Genomic DNA, 19,978 nt, shown 5'->3' on the forward strand with positions numbered 1-19,978 from the left:
TTGAATTGCTCGCTATGTTTATCTTGTCTTCTTTACTTCTTGAGGCCTTGTCATGAGCGACAACCTGCTGACCATTCCCTGCACCACCATCAAGGGCGAGCAAAAGACCCTGGCGGACTTCGCCGGTAAGGCGATCCTCGTGGTCAACACCGCCAGCAAGTGCGGGTTTACCCCCCAGTACAAAGGCCTTGAGCAGCTCTGGCAGCAGTACAAGGACCAGGGGTTGGTGGTGTTGGGGTTTCCGTGTAACCAGTTCGGCAAGCAGGAGCCGGGCAACGAGGGGGCGATTTCTGAATTCTGTGAGTTGAACTTCGGTGTCAGTTTCCCGCTGTTCAAGAAGGTCGATGTCAATGGGGGTGAGGCCCATCCGCTGTTTGTGCAGTTGAAGCAACGTGCGCCAGGCCTGCTGGGTTCCAAGGGCATCAAGTGGAACTTCACCAAGTTCCTGATCGGCCGCGATGGCCAGGTGGTCAAGCGTTTTGCCCCGACCACCAAGCCCCAGGAACTGACCCAAGAGATCGAAGCGTTGCTTAAATGACAGACTTGCCTAGCGTATCCCTGGCCTTGGATGACCAGTTGTGCTTCAAGCTGTACGCCGCCTCCCGGGCGGTGACACGGGCTTATAAGCCGATGCTTGACCAGTTGGGCCTGACGTATCCGCAATACCTGGTCATGTTAGTGCTGTGGGAATGGCACGCCTGCGCGCCGCACCTGCCGACGGTCAAGGCGCTTGGGGAGCGCTTGTTGCTCGACTCCGGCACTTTGACGCCGCTGCTCAAGCGCCTGGAACAGCTGGCGCTGATCAAACGTCGCCGTAGCGCGGCCGATGAGCGTGAAGTGCACCTCAGTCTTAGCGAAGCAGGCCAGGCGCTGCGTGATCGCGTCCAGCCGCTGAAGGCCCGCTTGTTGTGTGACAGCGGCGTGGACCTGAGCCACGCCGACGCCCTGCGCCAGGGGCTGGACCAGCTGTTGCGGCAAATCAAAGCGTTGTCGTAGTCGGCACCCAGAGGTCGAGCAGGGCGTTGAGTTCTTCGCGGCGAAAGGGCTTGGCCAGGTAGTCGTTCATCCCGGCGGCCCTGCACCGTTCGCGCTCCTCGGCCAGGGCATTGGCGGTCAGTGCGACAATCGGCAGCTCTGGCCAGCGCCCGCTGCGGCGGATCTGCCGGCTTGCCTCGTAGCCATCCATGACCGGCATGTTGCAGTCCATCAGCACCATATCGAAACGTTGTTCCTCCAACTGTTTCAACGCCTCGCCGCCGTGGGCGGCGACCACTACCTCGCAGCCAAGCTTGCTGAGCATGCCTTTGGCCACCAGTTGATTGACCGGGTTGTCTTCCACCAACAGGATGCGCGCCCGGTGGGCGACCGGGCTGGTTTCCAATTGGGCCAGGTCGAGGACGATTTCACTGTCGGCGCGCAGGGTGCGGTGCAAAACCTGATACAACGCGGCGCGGCTCAGTGGGCGGGCCTGCTGTTGCAAGGGGGCCAGCGCGGCCACTTCCTCGCTGGGCATGAAGCTGCCGTAGGCGGTGACCAGCAGGATCGGTGCGCGGATGCTCGGGCGCAGGCGGAACAGGCATTCGGGGCAGTCGGTGATGAGGATGTCCGGTGCCAGGCCGCTCAAGTCATCGTCGATCGTATAGCTGTGCGGCGTCAGTCCCCAGTGCGGCAGCAGGGTCTGCAGCAGTTCCGCCAAGCCGCTGCTGGCCCCGGTAATGACTGCAACTTCGCCGCTCAACGGCCCGAACCTCACAGCCGGTGTGTGGGCGGGGAGTGGCAGTTCGGCACAGAACTGGCTGCCGAAGCCGGTTTCTGAACTGATGGTCAGCCGGCCTTGCATAGCCTCGCAAAGATTATGGGTCAGGGCCAGGCCCAGGCCAGTCCCGCCGAACTGTCGGGTAATACCAGCGCCCGCCTGGGTGAAGGGTTTGAAGATCCGCGCCTGGGCCTCCTGGGCAATGCCGATACCGGTGTCGCACACTTCTATGCGCACGCCATCGGGCTGCGCATTGAGTCGTACATCGACGCGGCCGAAGCGGGTGAACTTCAAGGCATTGGACAGCAGGTTACTGACAATCTGCCGGACCCGGGTCGGATCACCCACGACTTGGGCGGGAAACTGTGGATCGATCAGGCAGGTCAATTCCACGCTGGGCGCGGCGTTTTGCGACAACAGGTTGGCGGTGTCTTCCACCAGGGACCCGAGGTCGAAGGGGATGCTCTCCAGTTCCAGTTGCCCGGCATCGAACTTGGACAGGTCGAGAATATCGTTGAGCAGCTCTACCAGGACTTTGCCGGAGTCATGGGCAATCGACAGTTGTTGGCGTTGCTCGGCATTCAGCGCGCTGTCCAGGGATAGCGCGATCATGCCCAGCAAGCCATTGAGCGGGGTGCGGATCTCATGGCTCATGTTGGCGAGGAAGGCCGCCCGTGCCTGGGCCATGCCCAGGGCGGTCATTTTCGAGGCCTCCAGTTCTTCGTTGGATTGGCTCAGCCGCTGGTTGATCGCCTTGAGCTCGGTGGTACGCGCCGAAACAATGTCTTCCAACTGGCCAAGGTACTCGGTCAGGCGGTCTTCGGCGTGGCGTCGTTGCTGGATTTCGGTCTCCATATTCTCGAACTGTTGGTTGGCGACGTTGACCAGCACACCGATCTCATCGTGTTCGTGCCCGGGCGGGCAATCCAGGCGGGCCTGGGGTGCACTGCCGGGGCTGCGTGTACTCAGTTCGTGGATGATGCGCACCAATGGCTGGGTCAGCATCACGTAGAACAGGCCCAGGAGGATGCCGGTCAGGATCAGGCTGCGGGCAAAGCCATTGAGCAGGGTGATCTCGGCGCGGCGTAGGAAATGGCTGCCAAATGCATAGGTATCGACGTTAAGACGCAGCACACCTAGAGATTCGCCGGGCATATGGGTAAGGTACAGGCGGTCTTCGAACTGGCGGTTGGCGCCGAACAGGAAGTCGCTGATGGGGCGGTAGCGGCTCTCCTTGCGCGGCCGATCAACATCAGCCAGCACCAGGCCATTGTTATCGACCAGTTGCGCCCGGGTAATGGCGGGGGAGTGCAGCAGGCCCAGGGTCAGTTCCTGGGCCAGTTCGGCGTCGATGTTGTAGGCGATGCGTGAGGCCGGGTTGTGACTGATCTCCAGCAACGCATGTATTTCACGGTTGATGGAAGCATCTTCGCTGGCATAATCAATGCCGATTTGGATCAGGCTGAGCAAGGTTCCCAATACGAAACCGACCAGCACAGTCAGTCTGGCTTGTTTATAAGACAAGCGGTGGGCGAACTTGATATCCATTGGGTGCTGAGCCACTTTACGTTTCCCTTCGCCCGGCAAGCATAGCTGAACATCCTCAACGCCAGCCTTGCCCGGTATGAATCGTTTTTCAGGTGCAACCGTCTGGCAGCTGCGTCAGGGTTGCCAATACGCCATCTTTTACAAAAACTTGCCACAGGAATAGTCATGGATTCTCGATTGAATGCCTTTCTTGAGCGGGCCGATGCGGTGCTTGCTCGTCTGGAACCCCTGTTGCCAGCCCCTCGCGCGGTGATTGACTGGAATCACTGCCTGGCAGCCCGCTGGCAGCGCGAGGGCCGCAGCGGCTTTCTGTTGCCACTGGAAGTCAGCCTGGATATGCGCCTGTCCGACCTGATCGGCGTCGACAAGCAGCGCGAGCAATTGGCGCGCAATACCCAACAGTTTCTCGACGGCCTGCCTGCCAACCATGCGTTGCTCTGGGGCTCGCGTGGTACTGGCAAATCGTCCATGGTCCGCGCGTTGCTGGCCCAGCATGCCAAGGCCGGCTTGCGCTTGATCGAAATCGAGCGTGATCACCTGGCTGACCTGCCGCGTGTGGTCGAACAACTACTCAAGCTGCCACAGCGTTTTATCCTGTTCTGCGACGACCTGTCGTTTGAGGCTGGCGAAGGCGATTATCGTGTGCTCAAGAGCGTGCTCGACGGCTCGCTGGAGCAGGCCCCGGAAAACGTGTTGCTGTACGCTACCTCGAACCGTCGTCACTTGGTGCCGGAAAACCAGAGCGACAACGACAACTGGAAGCGCGTGGACGGTGAGCTGCATCCCAGTGAGGCCGTGGAAGACAAGATTGCCTTGTCCGACCGTTTTGGCTTGTGGTTGTCGTTCTACCCGTTCACCCAGGAGCATTTCCTGGACGTGGTGGAGCACTGGATTGGTGAGTTGGCGAACAAGGCCGGTTTGCAGTGGCAGCGTGATGAAGCACTCGACATCCTTGCGGTGCGCTGGGCGACGGGCCGTGGCAATCGCAACGGCCGCTGTGCCTACCAATTTGCCCGCTACTGGGTTGGCCTTAAACTGCTGGAGCGCCAGCCATGATCGACTTGCAAGAGGCCGGCAGCGGCCTTGATGGATACGCGATGCTTTGTGCACAGCTGGAATCGCTGCTGGCCGATGAGCGGGACTTTATCGCCAACGCGGCGCAGTTTTCCGCGTTCCTGTACAACCAGCTCGATGACTTGAACTGGGCTGGCTTTTATCTCAACCGTGATGAAGAACTGGTGCTCGGGCCTTTCCAGGGGCAGATCGCCTGCGTGCGGATTCCGTTCGGCCGGGGCGTGTGTGGTGCCGCGGCGGCTTCGCGACAAACCCAGCGGGTGGAAGATGTGCATGCGTTTGCCGGGCACATTGCCTGCGACAGTGCCTCCAACAGTGAACTGGTGGTGCCGTTGATCAAGGATGGGACGTTGATTGGGGTGCTGGATCTGGATAGTCCGAAACTGGCGCGTTTCAGTGCTGAGGATCAGGTGGGGATTGAGCGGCTGGCAGCGATCTTCCTGCGGTTGACTGCCTGCTGACTAAGCGCCATCCCCTGTGGGAGCAGGCTTGCCTGCGATGGTGCCCGTAAGAGTACATGGGGGGTGTCAGGAACCCCACGTCTTGGTTAGCGACCATCGCCGGCAAGCCGGCTCCTACAGTGGAGCGAGGGTGTCCAACTGCTCCTGCAGTACGTGCTCAAGGTCGAGCATGGCTTTTTCGATGGCCTTGACCCAGGTCTCGAATTGCGCCAGGTCGGCATCCTCGCCAGCCTGTTCCAGCACCTCACATTGCTCGGCCAATACGCCGGCCTGGGCGATCCTGGCGGCGCCCTTGATCTTGTGGGCCTGGTCGATCAGGCCCTGGCGGGCACCTTGCAGGAGCAATGCCATGAGTTCCTCGCGATCGCACCGGCTGCTGCTCAACAGTTCTTCCAGCAGACGCTGGCTCAGCAGTGGATCACCGCCGGTAAGGGCGTTCAGGCCGTCGAGGTCAAAGATCCGCGATGGCGCGTATGGGGTGATTTCGGCCAGTTGGCGCTCCAGTGTCGTGAGGCTGATGGGCTTGAACAGGCAGTCATTCATGCCCGCGTCCCGGCAGCGCTGTTTTTCCTCCGGTTGGGCATTGGCGGTGAAGCCCAGAATGACACAGGGCGTGATGCTCTCCCGTCGCTCATGCTCACGGATTGAACGGGTCAGTTCATAACCGTTCATTACCGGCATATTGCAGTCGGCAATGATCAGGTCGAAGTGTTCCTGGCGCCAGGCCTGGAAGCCCGCCGCACCATTGTGGACTGCGGTGAAGCGATGCCCGAGGAAGCCCAGTTGCTGGCACATGAGCAGGCGGTTGGCCGGATGGTCGTCCACCACCAGTACATTCAGCACGGCTGCGGCATTCTGAGCCGCGGGCTTGAGTTCGATCAGCGGGTAGGCAGGAGGCAGGCTGGTCAGTTGCAGCGAGACAAACACCTGGGTGCCCACGCTGGGGACGCTGCTCAGGGCCAGCTCTCCGCCCATCATCTCGCACAGGCTGCGACAGATCACCAGGCCAAGACCGGCGCCGCTCCTGGCCAGGTGCCCGGAATTGTCGGCTTGGGAAAAAGGTTCGAACAGGCGTTGCTGGTCATCCCGGCTGATACCGATACCGGTGTCCTCGACCACCAGTTTCATCTGGATCTGTTGTGGCTGTCCGGTGGCCTGGATATCCACCTTGATCTTCACGTCTCCCTGCTCGGTGAACTTGATGGCGTTGCTCACCAGGTTCGACAGGATCTGTTTGAAGCGCAGGGGATCGATCTGCACGTCACGTTCTTCGACGCCGGGATTGAACTCCAGCAGCAGGTTGAGGTTTTTCTGGCGTGCCAGGCCATCGAACACCCGCACGACCGACTCGATCAGCTCCCGCAGGTCGACGCGCTCCGGCGCCAGGCTCAGGCGGCCCGACTCAATGCGCGCGATGTCGAGGATATCGCCAATCAACTCCAGCAAGTCCTTGGCCGAGTTGTAGGCCACCTCGATCGCCGGACGGTCCAGGTGCCCCTGGTCGGCCCGTTTCAGGGTCAATTCCAGCATGCCGATCACCGCGTTCATGGGCGTGCGGATCTCATGGCTCATGGTGGCCAGGAACGTGCTTTTTGCGCGATTGGCTTCATCTGCGCGGTCCTTGGCGGCGCGCAGGTCATCGAATAATTGGCGACGTTCGCTGATATCGATCCAGCCGCCGATGATGCCCTGCACCTTACCGACCGAATCCCGGTAAGGCAGGATCCAGTGATAGATCGTCAGGTGCTGCCCGCCAATGTCCAGGGAGCGGTCAAGGATCAGTGGCGTGCCTTCGGCCACCACTCGCAGATAGTCGGCATGGTACTGGTTGGCCTGGGCCGCATCCGCCAGGCTGATTTGCATGACACTCTTGCCAATGACCTCTTCACGCCTGACGCCGAAGACCTGCAGGTAACTGTCATTGCACGTCTGCAGTAAACCATTACGGTCGCGCACGTAGATGGGGTGAGGAGTTTCATTGACCAGGGCACGCATGAATTCGTATTGGTCGCTCAAGGCCCGCTCTGCCATCTGTCGGTGCTTGATCTGCCTGCGCATGTAGCCGTTCCAGGCCAGCGAGGTGAGCAGCAGCAGCCCGGCAGCGCTGATGATCTGGATAATCAGGCGGTGGTAGTTGCGCCAATAGCTGTCGGATGCGGCCGTGTAACCACGCCAGCGGTTGTTGATAACCCCCAGTTCATCTGGCGCGATGCTGAGCAGGGCCTTGTCCAGAATGGAGGCCAGTTCGGTGGCGCTGCGTGATGTTGCCAGGGAAAAAGAGGCCAGTTGCGTACCGATACTTGAACTGATCTGCAATCGGTCCTGAAAGAACTGGGACGAAAGGAAGTAGTTGGCGACCACCAAAGAATTGACGGCCCCATCCACTTGCCCCTGTGCGAGCATTTCCGAGGCCTTGAACGTATCGTCGGCCTGTACCAGGGTGATCTGTGCAAATTCCCGATGCAGATAATCCACCAGGGGGTTGCCTTGGGTGATAGCCAGTTTTTTTCCTGCCAGTTGCTCAAGGCTGGAAGGGGCGCCGGGCTCCTTGCGTGTGAGCAGGACGTAGGAGTTCTGCAGGTAGGGACGGCTGAAATTGAGCCTGGCTTCACGTTCGCGGGTTGGGCTGATGGCGGCAATGATGTCGGCGCTGCCGTTCTCGACCTGCTCGATCATTTGGTTGACGTTGCGGGTGTGCTGGAACTCCAGGCGCAAGCCCGTGCGCAGGCGGATCAGTTCCAGCAGGTCGGCGGTCATGCCCCGCAATTGGCCGTCTGAATCGACGAACGTCAGTGGCGCGAAGGTTTCGTTGATGACCACTTTCACCACCGGATGGTCCTTGAGCCAGCGTTCTTCACGCCGGCTCAACTGCAGCTTGTGGTCGCTCAGCAGGATATCGCTGCCTGCGCTCCAGCGTTTGGCGATGCTTTCGCGCTCGTGGGATTCGACGCTGGCGAGGACCGCATCGACGATGCCCAGCAGGGTTTGCTGACCGCGATGTACGGCAAAACTGAAGCCGTAGGCTTCGTGCTTGCCGAAATTGGCCATGCGGATGTTCTTCAGGTAGCCCTTGTTGATCATGTAGTGGGTGGAAATGGTATCGCCGAGAAATACATCGGCCTGGTCGAACGCCACGGCGTTCAGCGCATTCAAGTAAGACGGATAGACCTGGATGATCGCGTTGGGGTACAGCGCTTCGACTTCCTTGAGCGGCAGGTAGTGGTAGACGAGGCTCAGGCGCATGCCCGCCAGCCCCTCGTCGAGCGGGCGGGTCTCTGCGTCACGGGTGACCAGCACTGGCTGGTCGACCGCGTAGGGTGTTGATAGGACAATGTCGGCGTTGTTCGCTTCAAAGCCGTTGGCGCTACCCAGCAAATCGATTTTCCCGTCTTCCAGCGCCTGCATTGCCGCTTCCCGTGACGGGTAGCGCATCACGCTGACGGGCACTGCCAGGGCTTTGGCGAGGATGCCTGCGTAATCGGCAGTAATACCTTCGTAGTCATGCCCGCTGGCGGTGATGTCGAAAGGCGGGTAATCGGGTATCGAGGTGCCTAGCACCAGTTCGCGCTTGTTTTGTAGCCATTGGCGCTGGGTAGGGTCCAGTTGAACGTCCAACTGAGCGATACCGGCACGACTGAGCAGAGAGTAGCGTTCTGGAGCGGTTTGAGTGGCTGGCACGGCTGTACTCAAGCACAGCCCGATACTCAAAATGATTAGATAGTCCTTTAAACGCCTTGGCATCCTGTTTCTCACACTAACGCGTTGCGTTTTGCCATCTCGATAAGTTCTACCAAAGACTTGGCTTTGAGTTTTTGCATTAAACGTTTTTTATAAGTGCTGACAGTTTTATTGCTGAGGAACATGCCTTTGGCAATTTCCTTGTTTGTGCGACCTTGCGCAAAAAGTTGTAAGACCATAAGTTCTCGGTCATTGACTGATTTGAAAAGTATCAATTCTTCGTTTTCTCCCAGTTCGGAGTCCGTGGTATTCAAGGCCTGGCTTGGGAAATAGTTGTAACCTGAAAGTACAGCCCTGATTGCACTTAGCAGTTCGCTTAGGTCACCTTTTTTGCAGACATAACCGTCGGCACCTGAGCGCATGCAGCGTGTAGCAAAAAGTGTCGGGGATTGGGCCGTTAGAATCAGGGTTTTCATTGGCGTGCTCATGGCGTTGAACCTGCAAAGGACCTCCAGACCGTCGAGCTTGGGAATACTGATATCAAGTATGATGAGGTCTGGAAGGCATTCGCGGACCATTTGTATCGCGTCGCAACCGTTATCTGTTTCACCGACTACTTTGTAACCTTCATGTTCCAGCAACATTCGGATTGCAAGTCGAATAACCGGATGGTCGTCAATAATAAAAACTGTATTCATGAGGCAATTCCATACTAGTGCAAATTAGCGCGCACATTAGCTCAGAAGGTAGGTCAGGAGCATGAAGGGAAGGCTGAGTAGGTATAAAACAGGAAAAATCCTACGCATAAAAAGGTATTGGACTACGATGCGCTAAGGCTTTCTTGGTCGTATTGTAAGAGTTTCTTAGGTGGAGCGCTTTAAAGTTGTGCGGTGTTATTGATAGGTTGGAGAAGGGCGATATTTCATTTGCAGAAGTGTTTAATGTCCTACGTAGAAATTTGAAAAGTTACCTTGGGAATAACAGAGTGCGGGTGCGGCGGCGTGCTTCAGGTTTGACCCACGGTTTTAGCTCAAGTCCAGGGCCACACTCTTTAGTCCTGGCCGAGCCCTGATTGGCTGATCAACTCGATCCAGGCTTCTTTGTTCAAGGGCTTGGGCAAATACCCAAGCAGACGCAAGTCGCGTTGTATGGCGAGGGTTTTCAGATATTCCAGTTCAACCGCCGGTAGGCTACTTAGCAATACCGCACTTTTGACAAAACCTGCATGGCTGGCGATCTCCACCAGCTCCAAGCCGGTGAGGTCGGGCAGGCATTGATCACATAACATGACATCGAAGGGGGCCTCGGTCGTCCTCATCAACTTGATCGCCTGTTCGGCATTTTCAGCGGGGGTCAGTTGGCTGAAACCGAAACTCTTGAGCAGGCATTGGATGGCCAGGAGTTGGAACGGGTGATCTTCCACCAACAGGATGCGCAATTGTCGTTCTGGCATAGGAAGTTCCGTGGAAGTAGCTGCAGGCGCAAAGTGCAAGCCATTGCCTGTGTTGAATTGCCCAATGAACCAGGCGCTGGGCGATCGTGGGTTGGCGTGAATGTAGGAGCTGATCGCTGGGTTGGATCAGAGAGCGGTGATTATTCATCGGGTGTTGGGGCGAATTCGATCAGGCCGCTCTGGTGCCAGCGTAGGTCGATTCTTCGAGGTAAGTGCCCAGGCAGGAAAGCCTGCCCGGGCCACGGTTCATTGAGGGTGCGAACGCCCAGTCATCTCGCGGGCCATTTCGCTGGCGTAGCTGTCGGTCATGCCGGCGATGAAGTCGATCATGCGCAGGAATGAACGGTGCAGCGACCAATCAGGATGGGGTGCGCTATTACCCAGTAAATCGAGGACGCGTCGATTCTTGAAAGACGGGGTACGGCCGCCATGTTGTTCCAGGGCTGCACCACAAAAGGTGTTCAGGAGGATCTCCAGGGTGGTGTAGGCGCCGATCTCATGCAGCGTCTTGCGCTTGTCCTGGAAGATTTTCTTGCGTGCCATGTCCTTGGCATTCAGTACACAACGTTTGGCCGGGCCATGCATATGCTCCACCAGGTCGCCTTGCAGGGTCCCGGCCAGCAGCGCCGGCTGTTGTTCGACGAACGCCCGTGCGGCGGCGTTGGTCAGGTGCTCGATCGCCTTGCCACGCAGAATCGCGAGTTTGCGGCGCCGGGAGTCCTGGGGCCCCAGTTGCCGGTAGGTTTGCGGCAAGTCATCGCCCACCAGGTTCAACAGCAGTGATTCGACCTCGGCATACTCCAGCAAGTCCATTTCCAGGCCGTCTTCCAGATCGATCAAGGCGTAGCAGATGTCGTCGGCCGCCTCCATCAGGTAGACCAGTGGGTGGCGCGCCCAGCGTTGTTCCTCCAGTTGAGGCAAGCCGAGTTTCTGGGCGATCTGTTCAAGGATCGGCAGCTCGCTCTGGTAGCAGCCGAACTTGTGTTTCTTGTAGCCCAGGGAGTCGGCATGACGGGCGGTCCAGGGGTACTTGAGGTAAGTGCCCAGGGTTGCATAGGTCAGGCGTGTGCCGCCGTCGAACTGGTGGTACTCCAATTGCGTCAGCACGCGGAACCCTTGCGCATTGCCTTCGAAGTTGAGGAAGTCGTTGCGCTCGGCGCCGCTCATGTCATCCAACCAGCCACGGCCTGCCGCCTGCTGGAACCAGTGGCGAATCGCATCTTCGCCAGAATGGCCGAACGGCGGGTTGCCGATGTCATGGGCCAGGCAGGCCGATTGCACCACCATCCCCAGGTCACTGGGGTCGCACCAGTCGGGCAGGGCGCTGCGAATGGTCTCGCCGACGCGCATACCGAGGGAGCGCCCCACGCAGCTGACTTCCAGCGAGTGGGTGAGCCGCGTGTGGATATGATCGTTGCTCGTCACCGGATGAACCTGGGTCTTGCGGCCCAAGCGGCGAAAGGCCCCGGAGAAGATGATCCGGTCATGGTCTTTGTGAAACGGGCTGCGGCCCAACTCTTCCGGGCTGTGCAGGGATTTTCCGAGGCGTTCGCGGGTAAGCAGGGTAGGCCAATCCAAGGCGGGGGCTCTCCGTGGGATGAATATCGGGCTCCAGCTTCCCGGTTCGGCGTGCCCGGAGCAAGCGAAAAACTACAGGCCGGCAGCGTCAATATCGATTAACAGCAAGCGCTGACCGTTATCGAAGAATTGTCCTGCTGTCAGGCAGTATTGATTGGTCGTGGCATCGCGGTAAGTGCTGGACAGAATCAAGCGGCGTTCCTCCCAGCCCTCGGCCAGCAGATGATAGAAATAAGGCCGCCATGACCAGTTGTGGCCCAGGTAGCGGCTGTCGGCTTGCCAGGCATCCTGGCGCCATTCGAAGTTTGGCGTCAGTTGGGTGCCGTGGCGATCGCACTGATAAAACCGCAATAACCTGGGAAACCCCGGCAGCCATGGCAGCCGGCTGAGTGGCGCCTGGGCCAGGGCCCAGCCTTGCAGGATCTGCATCAGTTCGATGAGTTGCTGGCGCAGCAGCATGATGCGCCCGCGCTCGGCCAGTTTCTGCTGCACGTAAGCCTGGCGTAGTACGGCGAAACGCGGGACGAATGCATCGGCAGTGAACCAGTCCAGTTGCGCCTGGGCAAACAGGTAGCCCTGGACATAACGTGCCCCGCATTCAAGGGCAAAACTGAGTTGCGCCTCGGTTTCCACGCCTTCGGCAATGATCCAGCAGCCGGTTTTTTCCGCCATTTGCGCCAGGGCGCGCACCACCTCACCGCTCGGGCCGCCCAACGCGGCGGCCTGGAACAGGCGCATATCCAGCTTGAGGATGTCCGGGCGCAAGGCCAGGACCCGATCCAGTTGTGAATACCCGGCACCAAAATCATCAATGGCAATTCGTGCGCCGGCTTCACGGTAGCGGGATACGACTTCTGCCAGACGCCGGCTATCACCTCCCAGCTCGGTAATCTCAAACACGATGCGCCTTGGATCGACGTCATGGGCTTGCAACTGCTTCAGGCTGGGCAGAGCTTGGCCCGGTCGCAGCAGGGAGATCCAGCGCGGCGAGATATTAAGGCTCAGGAACCAGTCTTCAGGCGCTTCGTGCAGGCGGCTCAGGGCGTTGTCGCGGATCTTGCGGTCCAGGCGCCGCAACGCCGAGGTGGGCGTGCGAGCGTCGGCGAACAACGGGCCGACCGACTGCAGTTGGCCATCTGCCTGCAGCAGGCGGCCCAATGCTTCCACCCCGGCGATGCGGCCGGTAGCGGTGTCGATAAAGGGTTGGAAACAGGCGAGCGGTTGCCCGTCAATCACAGAGCCTCCTTAAAATGCTTGGGCATGAAAAAGGCCCGGCCCCTACAGGGAGGGAACCGGGCCTGATCCGTTTGCAAGAATGCAGCCAGTTACCTCAGGGCTTGCGGGAGGCACCCTGCATGGCCAGCTTGATCAAGGGGATCAGGCCTGCGCCGAGCCGCACCAGGCGGGTCATGGTGCCGATACTGCCACCCTTGGCGCCTTTGCCGGTGAAGAATCCCAGGAGGGTCACCGCCGCGACGCCCCACAGCGGCGCATGCTTGATGCCAAACCCGTCTTGCCAGCTCTGGCCCATGTTGCGCACCTTTTGCAGGGGCAGCAGCAATTGCTGTGACTCGTGGCGAATTTCCTGGCGGTGCATTTCCATGCGCAGGCGGATCAAGGCCTTGCGCATCTCCCGCCGGGAGTTGGTTTGCGGCAGTTCAGTCAGGCTCATGGCAGCAGGCGCTCCCGGTCGTTGGCCAGCTCTTCGAGGGTGGCATGGAAAGGCGTGGATTCATCAAACACCGCCGCCTTCAACCGCAGCCCGCAGAACGCTGCGGCCAGTACGTAGAACACGCAAAGGCTGATGATCCCGGTCAGGCGGTAGGTGTCCCAGACGAGGATCATGACCAGCGCCGATAACCCCACCAGCAGCAACAGGGCAAATACCAGCGCTAGGCCGGCAAACAGCAGCAGGCTGACGGTGCGTGCCTTCTGTTCCTGTAACTCGATGCCGAACAGCTCGACATGGCTGTGCAGCAAGCCCAGGACTGCTGCGCCGAGGCGCCGCGATGTGGAGCTTGGGCCCGAGGACGAGCCGGTTTCGCCGATAGACATGATTAGCGCCTTGTAGCCAGCAGGCCGATCAGAAAGCCCACGCCGGCAGCGATGCCAACGGATTGCCACGGGTTGGCCTGGACGTAGTCTTCGGTGGCGGTGACTGCCGCCTTGCCGCGTTCGCGCAGGGAATCTTCGGTCAACTTCAAGGTTTCACGAGCCTGTAGCAGGCTGTCGTGGATCTTTGAACGCAGCTCATCAGCCTGGTCCCCGGCGAGAATCGCGGTGTCGTCCAGCAGCTTTTCAGTGTCGCTGACCAAGGTCTGGAAATCTTCCATCAGTATCTCTTGAGCAGTCTTTGCCGTTTTTCTGGCCATGGTTATCTCCGTGAGTGGCTGTCTGATGCTTTTGCAAGGTTTTGGTTGAGAGTCGCCGGCATCGGTGAAGGTTCACTGCAATTGTCTGGTACAGCTTTTGCTTTGCCTTGGTGCGCCAGCCGCAAGGCTTGCGCGCAATGTGGGCGGTTTCGGCCAAAGCCTTGAAAAACCTTACCCTAAATCACTAAAACCCGTGGAAAAACCCGCAAGTCACTGCCTTATTCAATCGTCATTGCGCCAAAGCGGCTCATACCCTCTGAGAAGGGTAGAGCACCCGGTGCCAATTTAGTGCGCGATCATCCGGCAATGACCTGCTTTGGTGCTTTTTCCTGAACTGCAGGCCTGCCAATCCCCATGGAAAATGTGCAAAGCGCGGTGGACACCCTGGTCCACAGCTCCAATACGCTGTTTATTCTGATCGGCGCGGTGATGGTCCTGGCGATGCATGCCGGCTTCGCGTTCCTGGAAGTCGGGACGGTGCGGCAGAAGAACCAAGTCAACGCATTGTCGAAAATCCTCAGTGATTTTGCAGTGTCGACCCTGGCATATTTCTTTATAGGCTATTGGATCTCCTATGGGGTCAGCTTTATGCAGCCGGCCGCGGTGCTCAGTGCCGACCACGGTTATGGGCTGGTGAAGTTCTTTTTCCTGCTGACCTTCGCCGCAGCCATCCCGGCGATCATCTCCGGCGGCATTGCCGAGCGTGCACGTTTTGTTCCTCAGTTGTGCGCCACGGCGTTGATCGTGGCGTTTATCTACCCGTTTTTCGAGGGCATGGTGTGGAATGGCAACTTCGGTCTGCAAGCCTGGTTGCTGGCGACTTTTGGCGCAGCATTCCATGACTTTGCCGGCTCCGTGGTGGTCCATGCCATGGGCGGCTGGCTGGCGCTGGCGGCAGTGTTGCTGCTGGGCCCGCGCCAGGGCCGTTATCGCGATGGGCGCCTGGTGGCGTTCGCACCTTCGAGCATTCCGTTCCTGGCGCTGGGCTCGTGGATATTGATCGTCGGCTGGTTCGGCTTCAACGTAATGAGCGCGCAGACCCTGTCCGGGGTGAGCGGCCTGGTGGCGGTCAACTCGCTGATGGCCATGGTCGGCGGTACGGTGGCGGCGCTGGTGATTGGGCGTAACGACCCGGGCTTCTTGCACAATGGTCCGCTGGCCGGGCTGGTGGCGATTTGCGCGGGTTCCGACCTGATGCACCCGGTCGGCGCATTGGTTACCGGTGTGGTGGCCGGTGGCTTGTTCGTCTGGTGCTTTATCGCCGCCCAGGCTCGTTGGAAGATCGATGATGTGCTGGGTGTGTGGCCGCTGCATGGCCTGTGCGGTGTGTGGGGCGGGATTGCCTGCGGGATCTTCGGCCAGAGTGCCTTGGGTGGGCTGGGCGGTGTGAGCCTGATCAGCCAGTTGATCGGTACCGCCCTGGGGGTGGTGGTGGCCCTGGCTGGCGGGTTGTTGGTGTACGGGGTGCTCAAGCGCCTTTGCGGCCTGCGCTTGAGCCAGGAAGAGGAGTACTACGGTGCGGACTTGTCGATCCATAAGATCGGCGCAGTCAGTCAGGATTGATCGGGGCTTCACGGGTGTCGTCCGTGTGCGGGTAGAAACCGTGGAGCAAGCGGTAGCGATTGCGCCGCACCTCGTCGACCCGGTCGCGTACCTGCTGGTCGGGTAGGCCGAGCATGATCATTGCGTGCGACGCGAGCATCAGGCTCGACTCCAGCAGCTCCGGCACCACTTCACTGGCGCCGGCGGCTTTCAGTTCAGTCAACTGGCTGTCGTCGCGGGTGCGCACCAGGATCGGCACTTTATGGTTGATCCGCCGTGCCTCCTTGAGCACTGTCAGGGCCACGTCGCTGTTGTCCACGGCAATCACCACCAGGCGCGCGCGTTCCAGGCCAACGGCGCTGAGCAGGGCGCCGCGCCGGCAATCACCATAATGCACGCTGCTGTCCTCGGTAGCGGCTTCCTGCACGCGCTCGGGGTTATCGTCCAAGGCAATGAACGCCTGTTGTTCACGGCGCAGGAAGCGCCCGATGGATTGACCGACCCGGCCATAGCCGCAGATCACTACATGCCCGCGTAACTCTGCGTTAAGCGCGGTGATAGCTTCCAGTTGCACTTGCTGGTTGGGTTTGCGATGCAGGCGCAGCGCGATAGCGGGTGCAGCCCGCAATAGCAGGGGCGTGAGCAGCATGGAGCAGAAAGTGGCTGCCAGCAGCAGGCTGCTGATTTCGCCTGGCAGCATATTGCTCAGTTGCATCTGTGCCATCAGTGCAAAGCAGAACTCGCCGCCCTGGGCCAGGGCCAGGCCGCTGCGCCAGGCGGTTTCGCTATCGCTGCCGCGCAGCTTGACCAGGGCGGCTACGACGCAGCCCTTGATCAACATCAGCGCCAGGGTCAGCCCGAGGATCTGCAAGCTGTGACTGACGAACAACTGCAGGTCGATCAGCATGCCGATACTGACAAAAAACAGCCCCAGCAGGATGTCGCGAAATGGTCGGATATCGGCTTCGATCTGGTGCCGGTAGTGGCTTTCACCTAGCAGCATCCCCGCCAGGAACGCGCCGAGGGCCGGCGACAGGCCCAGCAAGTGCGTGAGCCAGGCGGTGAGCAAGACGATCACCAGGGCCAGGAGCACGAACAGTTCCGCCGAATGGGAGGCTGCCACTTCGTGGAACAGGCGCGGCAGCAGCCAGCGGCTGGCGAGCAGCAGGCCGAGGAACAACACCACGGTCTTGCCCAGGGTCAGGGGCAGGGCCCAGTACCAGGCCTGCTCGCTGCTGCCGGCAAATACCGGGACCAGGGTCAGCAGCAGTACCGCGACCACATCCTGGAACAACAGCACGCCAATCGCGTTCTGCCCGTGGCTGCTGAAAATCTCCCCCAGGCTGGTCAACTCCTTGCTCACAATGGCGGTGGATGACAGTGCCAGCCCAGCCCCCAGCAGCAACGCGGCGACTGGCGACATGCCCATCAGTAGCAGCAAGGCCCCCAGCAATACGCCGCAGCACAACACTTGCAGACTGCCAAGACCAAACACTACCCGACGCAGGGTGAGCATCTTGGACAGGGAAAACTCCAGGCCCAGGGAAAACAGCAGGAACACCACTCCCAGTTCGGCGAGGTCGGGCAGGTCTTCGCTGTCATTGACCCAATCCAGGGCCGTTGGCCCCACGGCCAGGCCCACGCACAGGTAGCCGAGCACCGGCGGCAGTTGCAGGCGGCGGAACAGTGCAATGACGACCAGGGATGAGGCAAGAATGATCAGCAGGTTGGCAAACACAGACATCTCCGTCGGGGTGTTGCAGGAAAAAAGCCGCGAGAATCGCTGAATCAGTTATAGGCCATGGTGATCTGGATCAGGTCTTTGTCATGACTCGACGAGGTTTTTCGTGGGGCCTAGAATGAGTACCTGTTTCTTATCGGGTCTGTAAGTCATGCCTCCTGAATGCCAGTTGTTCGGCACCCTGGGCTGCCATCTGTGTGAGCTTGCCGAAGCTGAAATCATGCCGTTGGTCGAACACGGGCTGTTGGTCGAGTTGGTGGATATCGCTGATTCGCAAGCGCTGTTCGAAGCCTATGGCCTAAGCATTCCGGTGCTGCGCCGGGTTGATACCGGCGCGGAACTGGGCTGGCCGTTCGACACTGAACAGGTGGTTGCCTTTCTAATCTAGCGCCAACCCATGGCAGGTTGCTGATTATTCGGTTACTGTATGTTTGTACAGCGATTGAGTGAGAGGGAACACCCGTGGTGAATGTTGAACAATTGAAAAGCAGCGTCAACCGCATGTCCGTCGATATCGTGCGTGATGCTGTGAATGAGCTGCGGCTCGATGGCCTGGTCACGGAAGGCAAGACGCCGTTCAACAAAGTGCATTTCAATACCTGCTTTGCCGAAATCGAAGCGTTGTTCCAGCGCGCCGGTTATCACAAGCAGTTGGACGTGGTGGGATACCAGGGCCTGTTGTATGCGTTGTACGACCCCGGCCGCTGGGAGGCGGTGGACGTACTGCGCTGGCTCAAGGAGTTCACCGAGGCTGCCAGTGCCTCGCCGGTGCTGCGGGCCGAATTGGTCAGGGCTTGAGCTTCTGGGGGATAATGCCCCCTTAGTCTTTCCAGGCCTTGAGTGTACGCATGTCCGATACCGGTTTTTCCGCTGCCCAGAACCAAGCCAGTACGCTGTACCTGCCGCCTGGCCCCTGGGCGACGGTGCTCGATTGCCTGTGCGAGCACTTTCGCGCCATTGGCCGCGAGCAGTGGCTGGACCGTATCGCCCGTGGCCGGGTGCTGGATGGCAATGGCCAGCCCATCGGCGTGGACCTGGCCTACAAGGAAGGTTTGCGCATCCACTACTTTCGCGAAGTGCCGGATGAAAAACCGATTCCGGTGCATGAGACCATCCTGTACGCCGATGAGCATCTGGTGGTGGCCGACAAGCCGCACTTCCTGCCAGTGACCCCTGCCGGCGAGTATGTCGAGCAGACATTGCTGCGCCGCCTGATCCGCCGCCTGGACAACCCGTCCCTGGTGCCGTTGCATCGTATTGATCGCCATACCGCCGGGCTGGTGCTGTTCTCTGCCAACCCGCAAAGCCGCTCGGCGTATCAACAACTGTTCCCCACCCGGCGGATCGATAAATTCTACGAAGCCATTGCGCCGGCCTTGCCTGCACTGACATTTCCGCTGGTGCACAAGAGCCGCCTGGTGGAGGGTGAACCGTTCTTTCGCATGCAGGAAGGACCTGGTGTGAGCAACACTGAAACCGCAGTGCAGGTTCGCGAAAAAAACGGCGACCTATGGCGTTATGGCCTGTTTCCGGTGACGGGCAAGAAGCATCAACTGCGCGTGCATATGACGGCGTTGGGCGCGAGCATCTGTAATGACCCGTTTTACCCCGAGGTCGTCAAGGATGCCGTGGATGATTATGCCAACCCGCTCAAGTTGCTGGCCCAGGGCGTACGGTTTATCGACCCGGTGACGGGCGAGGAGCGCAGTTTCAGCAGTAGGATCGTGCTTGAGTGGTGATGTTTCCCACCCCCCAGATACAACAAAGCCCGCTCAAAAGCGGGCTTCGTCGTATCTGGCGTTAAGACTTACAGGTCTTTAACGGTGCGAACCTGATCCTTGTTGATGCGGGTACGCTTGCCATCCAGTTGTTCGAATTCGTAGAAGCCCGAATCCTGATCGAATTTAGGGGTGTCGACAGCCTGGATTTCGCGACCGTCATTCAGGGTGATCACTGTTGGCGAGGCGCAACCGGCGAGGGTAGCAAGGCCCAGTGCAAGCATGAGAGCGGCGATGGTCCGTTGGGTCATGAGTCTTCTCCGAGAGTAATGCTGTGTTGAGTTCTGACCTTGTGACGTATGCAACGTCGGCAAAGTTCCTTGTATAGCGCTCATTCTGACACGCCGGGGCGTGGGTGCAACAACTCTGGTGTATTGAGGTTGGCCAGGCGCGGGTCATTTTCTGCGCAGTCGAGCGCCTGGGCCCCCAATTTCAGGAGGATCTGGCGCGGGCTGCGCTCTGCAGCCCGCCAGGCATCTTCCACTGCGTCGCGCAGGCGCGTCGGTATGACGCAGAGCAGAGGTTCCCAGAATGCGCCATGACGGATCATCACCGGCACCTGTGGGTGTTGGCGGGCGGTTTCGAGCAGGTCTGCCAGCAACTGCCCGTCGATGTGCGGCACATCACAGGGCAATACCAATAGGTGTTCATGGCGTGCGGAGGCCAGCCCGGCACGGATGCCGGCCAAGGGGCCCGGGAAGTCTGGACTGTCGTCGCTAACCAATTGGTCGCCATAGGTGGCGTACTGCGCCTGGTTGCGGTTGCAGGAGATGATCAGGTCGTCGGTCAACGCTCGCACCCGTTGATGCAGGTGGGCAATCAGCGGTTGTCCGTGCCAGTCGAGCAGGCCCTTGTCCAGCCCGCCCATGCGCTGGCCGCGACCGCCGGCCAGCAATAGGATGGAGCAGGGCAGGGGCGAAGAATTGAGTGGCATGACGGCTCCGCAGCGGCAGTGAAATAGGGGGCTGTGATATAACATCGGGCTGTTCCTTCGACA

20 protein-coding genes are annotated in these 19,978 nt (G+C 59.6%); 8 read left to right on the forward strand and 12 right to left on the reverse strand.

All coding sequences use genetic code 11. The annotated features are described in order from the left end of the window. The first annotated feature begins 52 nt into the window (after positions 1–52). Complete coding sequence (locus tag C5F71_RS22720; protein ID WP_029298051.1) at positions 53–538, forward strand: glutathione peroxidase; 486 nt, start codon at positions 53–55, stop codon at positions 536–538. Beyond that, positions 535–996: a MarR family winged helix-turn-helix transcriptional regulator gene (locus C5F71_RS22725; protein WP_104911994.1), complete on the forward strand. Its 462-nt coding sequence runs from the start codon at positions 535–537 to the stop codon at positions 994–996. Before C5F71_RS22720 ends, C5F71_RS22725 begins: the two co-directional genes overlap by 4 nt. Here C5F71_RS22725 and C5F71_RS22730 read toward each other — a convergent pair. After that, complete coding sequence (locus tag C5F71_RS22730; protein ID WP_104911995.1) at positions 980–3,304, reverse strand: response regulator; 2,325 nt, start codon at positions 3,302–3,304, stop codon at positions 980–982. The genes C5F71_RS22725 and C5F71_RS22730 overlap by 17 nt on opposite strands. A gap of 165 nt (positions 3,305–3,469) precedes the next feature. On the opposite strand from C5F71_RS22730, the gene C5F71_RS22735 reads away from it, so the two are divergent. Together C5F71_RS22735 and C5F71_RS22740 are read left to right on the forward strand one after the other, a co-directional pair. Continuing rightward, complete coding sequence (locus C5F71_RS22735) at positions 3,470–4,360, forward strand: ATP-binding protein (RefSeq protein ID WP_029298058.1); 891 nt, start codon at positions 3,470–3,472, stop codon at positions 4,358–4,360. Next, positions 4,357–4,839: a GAF domain-containing protein gene (locus tag C5F71_RS22740; RefSeq protein WP_092235263.1), complete on the forward strand. Its 483-nt coding sequence runs from the start codon at positions 4,357–4,359 to the stop codon at positions 4,837–4,839. The genes C5F71_RS22735 and C5F71_RS22740 overlap by 4 nt, the downstream gene beginning before the upstream one ends. 114 nt (positions 4,840–4,953) lie before the next feature. On the opposite strand, the gene C5F71_RS22745 is transcribed toward C5F71_RS22740, so the two are convergent. The 8 genes from C5F71_RS22745 to C5F71_RS22780 all read right to left on the reverse strand — a co-directional run bounded on the left by C5F71_RS22745 (position 4,954) and on the right by C5F71_RS22780 (position 13,920). Beyond that, entirely contained in the window at positions 4,954–8,580 is a 3,627-nt protein-coding gene (locus C5F71_RS22745) for a transporter substrate-binding domain-containing protein (protein WP_104911996.1), read from the reverse strand. 8 nt (positions 8,581–8,588) lie between these two features. After that, positions 8,589–9,215, reverse strand: coding sequence for a response regulator transcription factor (locus C5F71_RS22750; RefSeq protein ID WP_104911997.1), 627 nt, complete (start codon positions 9,213–9,215; stop codon positions 8,589–8,591). A 353-nt stretch (positions 9,216–9,568) separates the two neighbouring features. Next, on the reverse strand, positions 9,569–9,970 hold the full coding sequence (locus C5F71_RS22755) for a response regulator (RefSeq protein ID WP_029298066.1): 402 nt from the start codon (positions 9,968–9,970) through the stop codon (positions 9,569–9,571). A gap of 246 nt (positions 9,971–10,216) precedes the next feature. Then, entirely contained in the window at positions 10,217–11,548 is a 1,332-nt protein-coding gene (locus C5F71_RS22760; RefSeq protein WP_029298069.1) for a deoxyguanosinetriphosphate triphosphohydrolase, read from the reverse strand. A 72-nt stretch (positions 11,549–11,620) separates the two neighbouring features. After that, positions 11,621–12,784, reverse strand: a complete 1,164-nt coding sequence (locus C5F71_RS22765; RefSeq protein WP_104911998.1) for an EAL domain-containing protein — start codon at positions 12,782–12,784, stop codon at positions 11,621–11,623. A 94-nt stretch (positions 12,785–12,878) separates the two neighbouring features. Further along, on the reverse strand, positions 12,879–13,220 hold the full coding sequence (locus tag C5F71_RS22770; protein ID WP_029298074.1) for a hypothetical protein: 342 nt from the start codon (positions 13,218–13,220) through the stop codon (positions 12,879–12,881). Further along, positions 13,217–13,603, reverse strand: a complete 387-nt coding sequence (locus C5F71_RS22775; RefSeq protein WP_029298076.1) for a phage holin family protein — start codon at positions 13,601–13,603, stop codon at positions 13,217–13,219. The genes C5F71_RS22770 and C5F71_RS22775 overlap by 4 nt, the downstream gene beginning before the upstream one ends. Before the next feature lie 2 nt (positions 13,604–13,605). Next, positions 13,606–13,920 carry a YqjD family protein gene (locus tag C5F71_RS22780; protein WP_029298079.1) on the reverse strand — a complete coding sequence of 105 codons (315 nt, stop codon included), beginning with the start codon at positions 13,918–13,920 and terminating at the stop codon, positions 13,606–13,608. 354 nt (positions 13,921–14,274) lie between these two features. On the opposite strand from C5F71_RS22780, the gene C5F71_RS22785 reads away from it, so the two are divergent. Next, positions 14,275–15,483: an ammonium transporter gene (locus C5F71_RS22785; protein ID WP_029298081.1), complete on the forward strand. Its 1,209-nt coding sequence runs from the start codon at positions 14,275–14,277 to the stop codon at positions 15,481–15,483. Here the strand turns inward: C5F71_RS22785 and C5F71_RS22790 are convergent. Continuing rightward, entirely contained in the window at positions 15,470–17,200 is a 1,731-nt protein-coding gene (locus C5F71_RS22790) for a monovalent cation:proton antiporter-2 (CPA2) family protein (RefSeq protein ID WP_029298083.1), read from the reverse strand. The two genes, C5F71_RS22785 and C5F71_RS22790, sit on opposite strands and share 14 nt — an antisense overlap. A 154-nt stretch (positions 17,201–17,354) precedes the next feature. On the opposite strand from C5F71_RS22790, the gene C5F71_RS22795 reads away from it, so the two are divergent. From C5F71_RS22795 to C5F71_RS22805, 3 genes are all read left to right on the forward strand, one after another. Next, positions 17,355–17,591, forward strand: coding sequence for a glutaredoxin family protein (locus C5F71_RS22795; protein ID WP_029298085.1), 237 nt, complete (start codon positions 17,355–17,357; stop codon positions 17,589–17,591). A 74-nt stretch (positions 17,592–17,665) separates the two neighbouring features. Then, positions 17,666–18,001 carry a hypothetical protein gene (locus C5F71_RS22800; RefSeq protein ID WP_029298086.1) on the forward strand — a complete coding sequence of 112 codons (336 nt, stop codon included), beginning with the start codon at positions 17,666–17,668 and terminating at the stop codon, positions 17,999–18,001. 50 nt (positions 18,002–18,051) lie between these two features. Then, positions 18,052–18,942, forward strand: a complete 891-nt coding sequence (locus tag C5F71_RS22805) for a pseudouridine synthase (protein WP_070995464.1) — start codon at positions 18,052–18,054, stop codon at positions 18,940–18,942. A gap of 68 nt (positions 18,943–19,010) precedes the next feature. On the opposite strand, the gene C5F71_RS22810 is transcribed toward C5F71_RS22805, so the two are convergent. Together C5F71_RS22810 and mobA are read right to left on the reverse strand one after the other, a co-directional pair. Further along, positions 19,011–19,232 carry a YgdI/YgdR family lipoprotein gene (locus C5F71_RS22810; RefSeq protein ID WP_029298091.1) on the reverse strand — a complete coding sequence of 74 codons (222 nt, stop codon included), beginning with the start codon at positions 19,230–19,232 and terminating at the stop codon, positions 19,011–19,013. A gap of 80 nt (positions 19,233–19,312) precedes the next feature. Further along, positions 19,313–19,915 carry a molybdenum cofactor guanylyltransferase MobA gene (gene mobA, locus C5F71_RS22815; protein ID WP_104911999.1) on the reverse strand — a complete coding sequence of 201 codons (603 nt, stop codon included), beginning with the start codon at positions 19,913–19,915 and terminating at the stop codon, positions 19,313–19,315. Positions 19,916–19,978 lie beyond the last annotated feature (63 nt).

The organism is Pseudomonas sp. LG1D9, from assembly GCF_002949995.1.
Lineage (GTDB): Bacteria > Pseudomonadota > Gammaproteobacteria > Pseudomonadales > Pseudomonadaceae > Aquipseudomonas > Aquipseudomonas proteolytica.

Bases quoted from the DNA above. Each gene is read 5' to 3' on its own strand.
- C5F71_RS22720 (WP_029298051.1), top strand. From the start codon at position 53: ATGAGCGACAACCTGCTGACCATTCCCTGCACCACCATCAAGGGCGAG.
- C5F71_RS22810 (WP_029298091.1), bottom strand. From the start codon at position 19,232: ATGACCCAACGGACCATCGCCGCTCTCATGCTTGCACTGGGCCTTGCT.
- C5F71_RS22740 (WP_092235263.1), top strand. From the start codon at position 4,357: ATGATCGACTTGCAAGAGGCCGGCAGCGGCCTTGATGGATACGCGATG.
- C5F71_RS22775 (WP_029298076.1), bottom strand. From the start codon at position 13,603: ATGTCTATCGGCGAAACCGGCTCGTCCTCGGGCCCAAGCTCCACATCG.
- C5F71_RS22795 (WP_029298085.1), top strand. From the start codon at position 17,355: ATGCCTCCTGAATGCCAGTTGTTCGGCACCCTGGGCTGCCATCTGTGT.
- C5F71_RS22745 (WP_104911996.1), bottom strand. From the start codon at position 8,580: ATGCCAAGGCGTTTAAAGGACTATCTAATCATTTTGAGTATCGGGCTG.
- C5F71_RS22725 (WP_104911994.1), top strand. From the start codon at position 535: ATGACAGACTTGCCTAGCGTATCCCTGGCCTTGGATGACCAGTTGTGC.
- C5F71_RS22730 (WP_104911995.1), bottom strand. From the start codon at position 3,304: ATGGATATCAAGTTCGCCCACCGCTTGTCTTATAAACAAGCCAGACTG.
- C5F71_RS22785 (WP_029298081.1), top strand. From the start codon at position 14,275: ATGGAAAATGTGCAAAGCGCGGTGGACACCCTGGTCCACAGCTCCAAT.
- C5F71_RS22770 (WP_029298074.1), bottom strand. From the start codon at position 13,220: ATGAGCCTGACTGAACTGCCGCAAACCAACTCCCGGCGGGAGATGCGC.
- C5F71_RS22735 (WP_029298058.1), top strand. From the start codon at position 3,470: ATGGATTCTCGATTGAATGCCTTTCTTGAGCGGGCCGATGCGGTGCTT.
- C5F71_RS22780 (WP_029298079.1), bottom strand. From the start codon at position 13,920: ATGGCCAGAAAAACGGCAAAGACTGCTCAAGAGATACTGATGGAAGAT.
- mobA (WP_104911999.1), bottom strand. From the start codon at position 19,915: ATGCCACTCAATTCTTCGCCCCTGCCCTGCTCCATCCTATTGCTGGCC.
- C5F71_RS22750 (WP_104911997.1), bottom strand. From the start codon at position 9,215: ATGAATACAGTTTTTATTATTGACGACCATCCGGTTATTCGACTTGCA.
- C5F71_RS22755 (WP_029298066.1), bottom strand. From the start codon at position 9,970: ATGCCAGAACGACAATTGCGCATCCTGTTGGTGGAAGATCACCCGTTC.
- C5F71_RS22805 (WP_070995464.1), top strand. From the start codon at position 18,052: ATGTCCGATACCGGTTTTTCCGCTGCCCAGAACCAAGCCAGTACGCTG.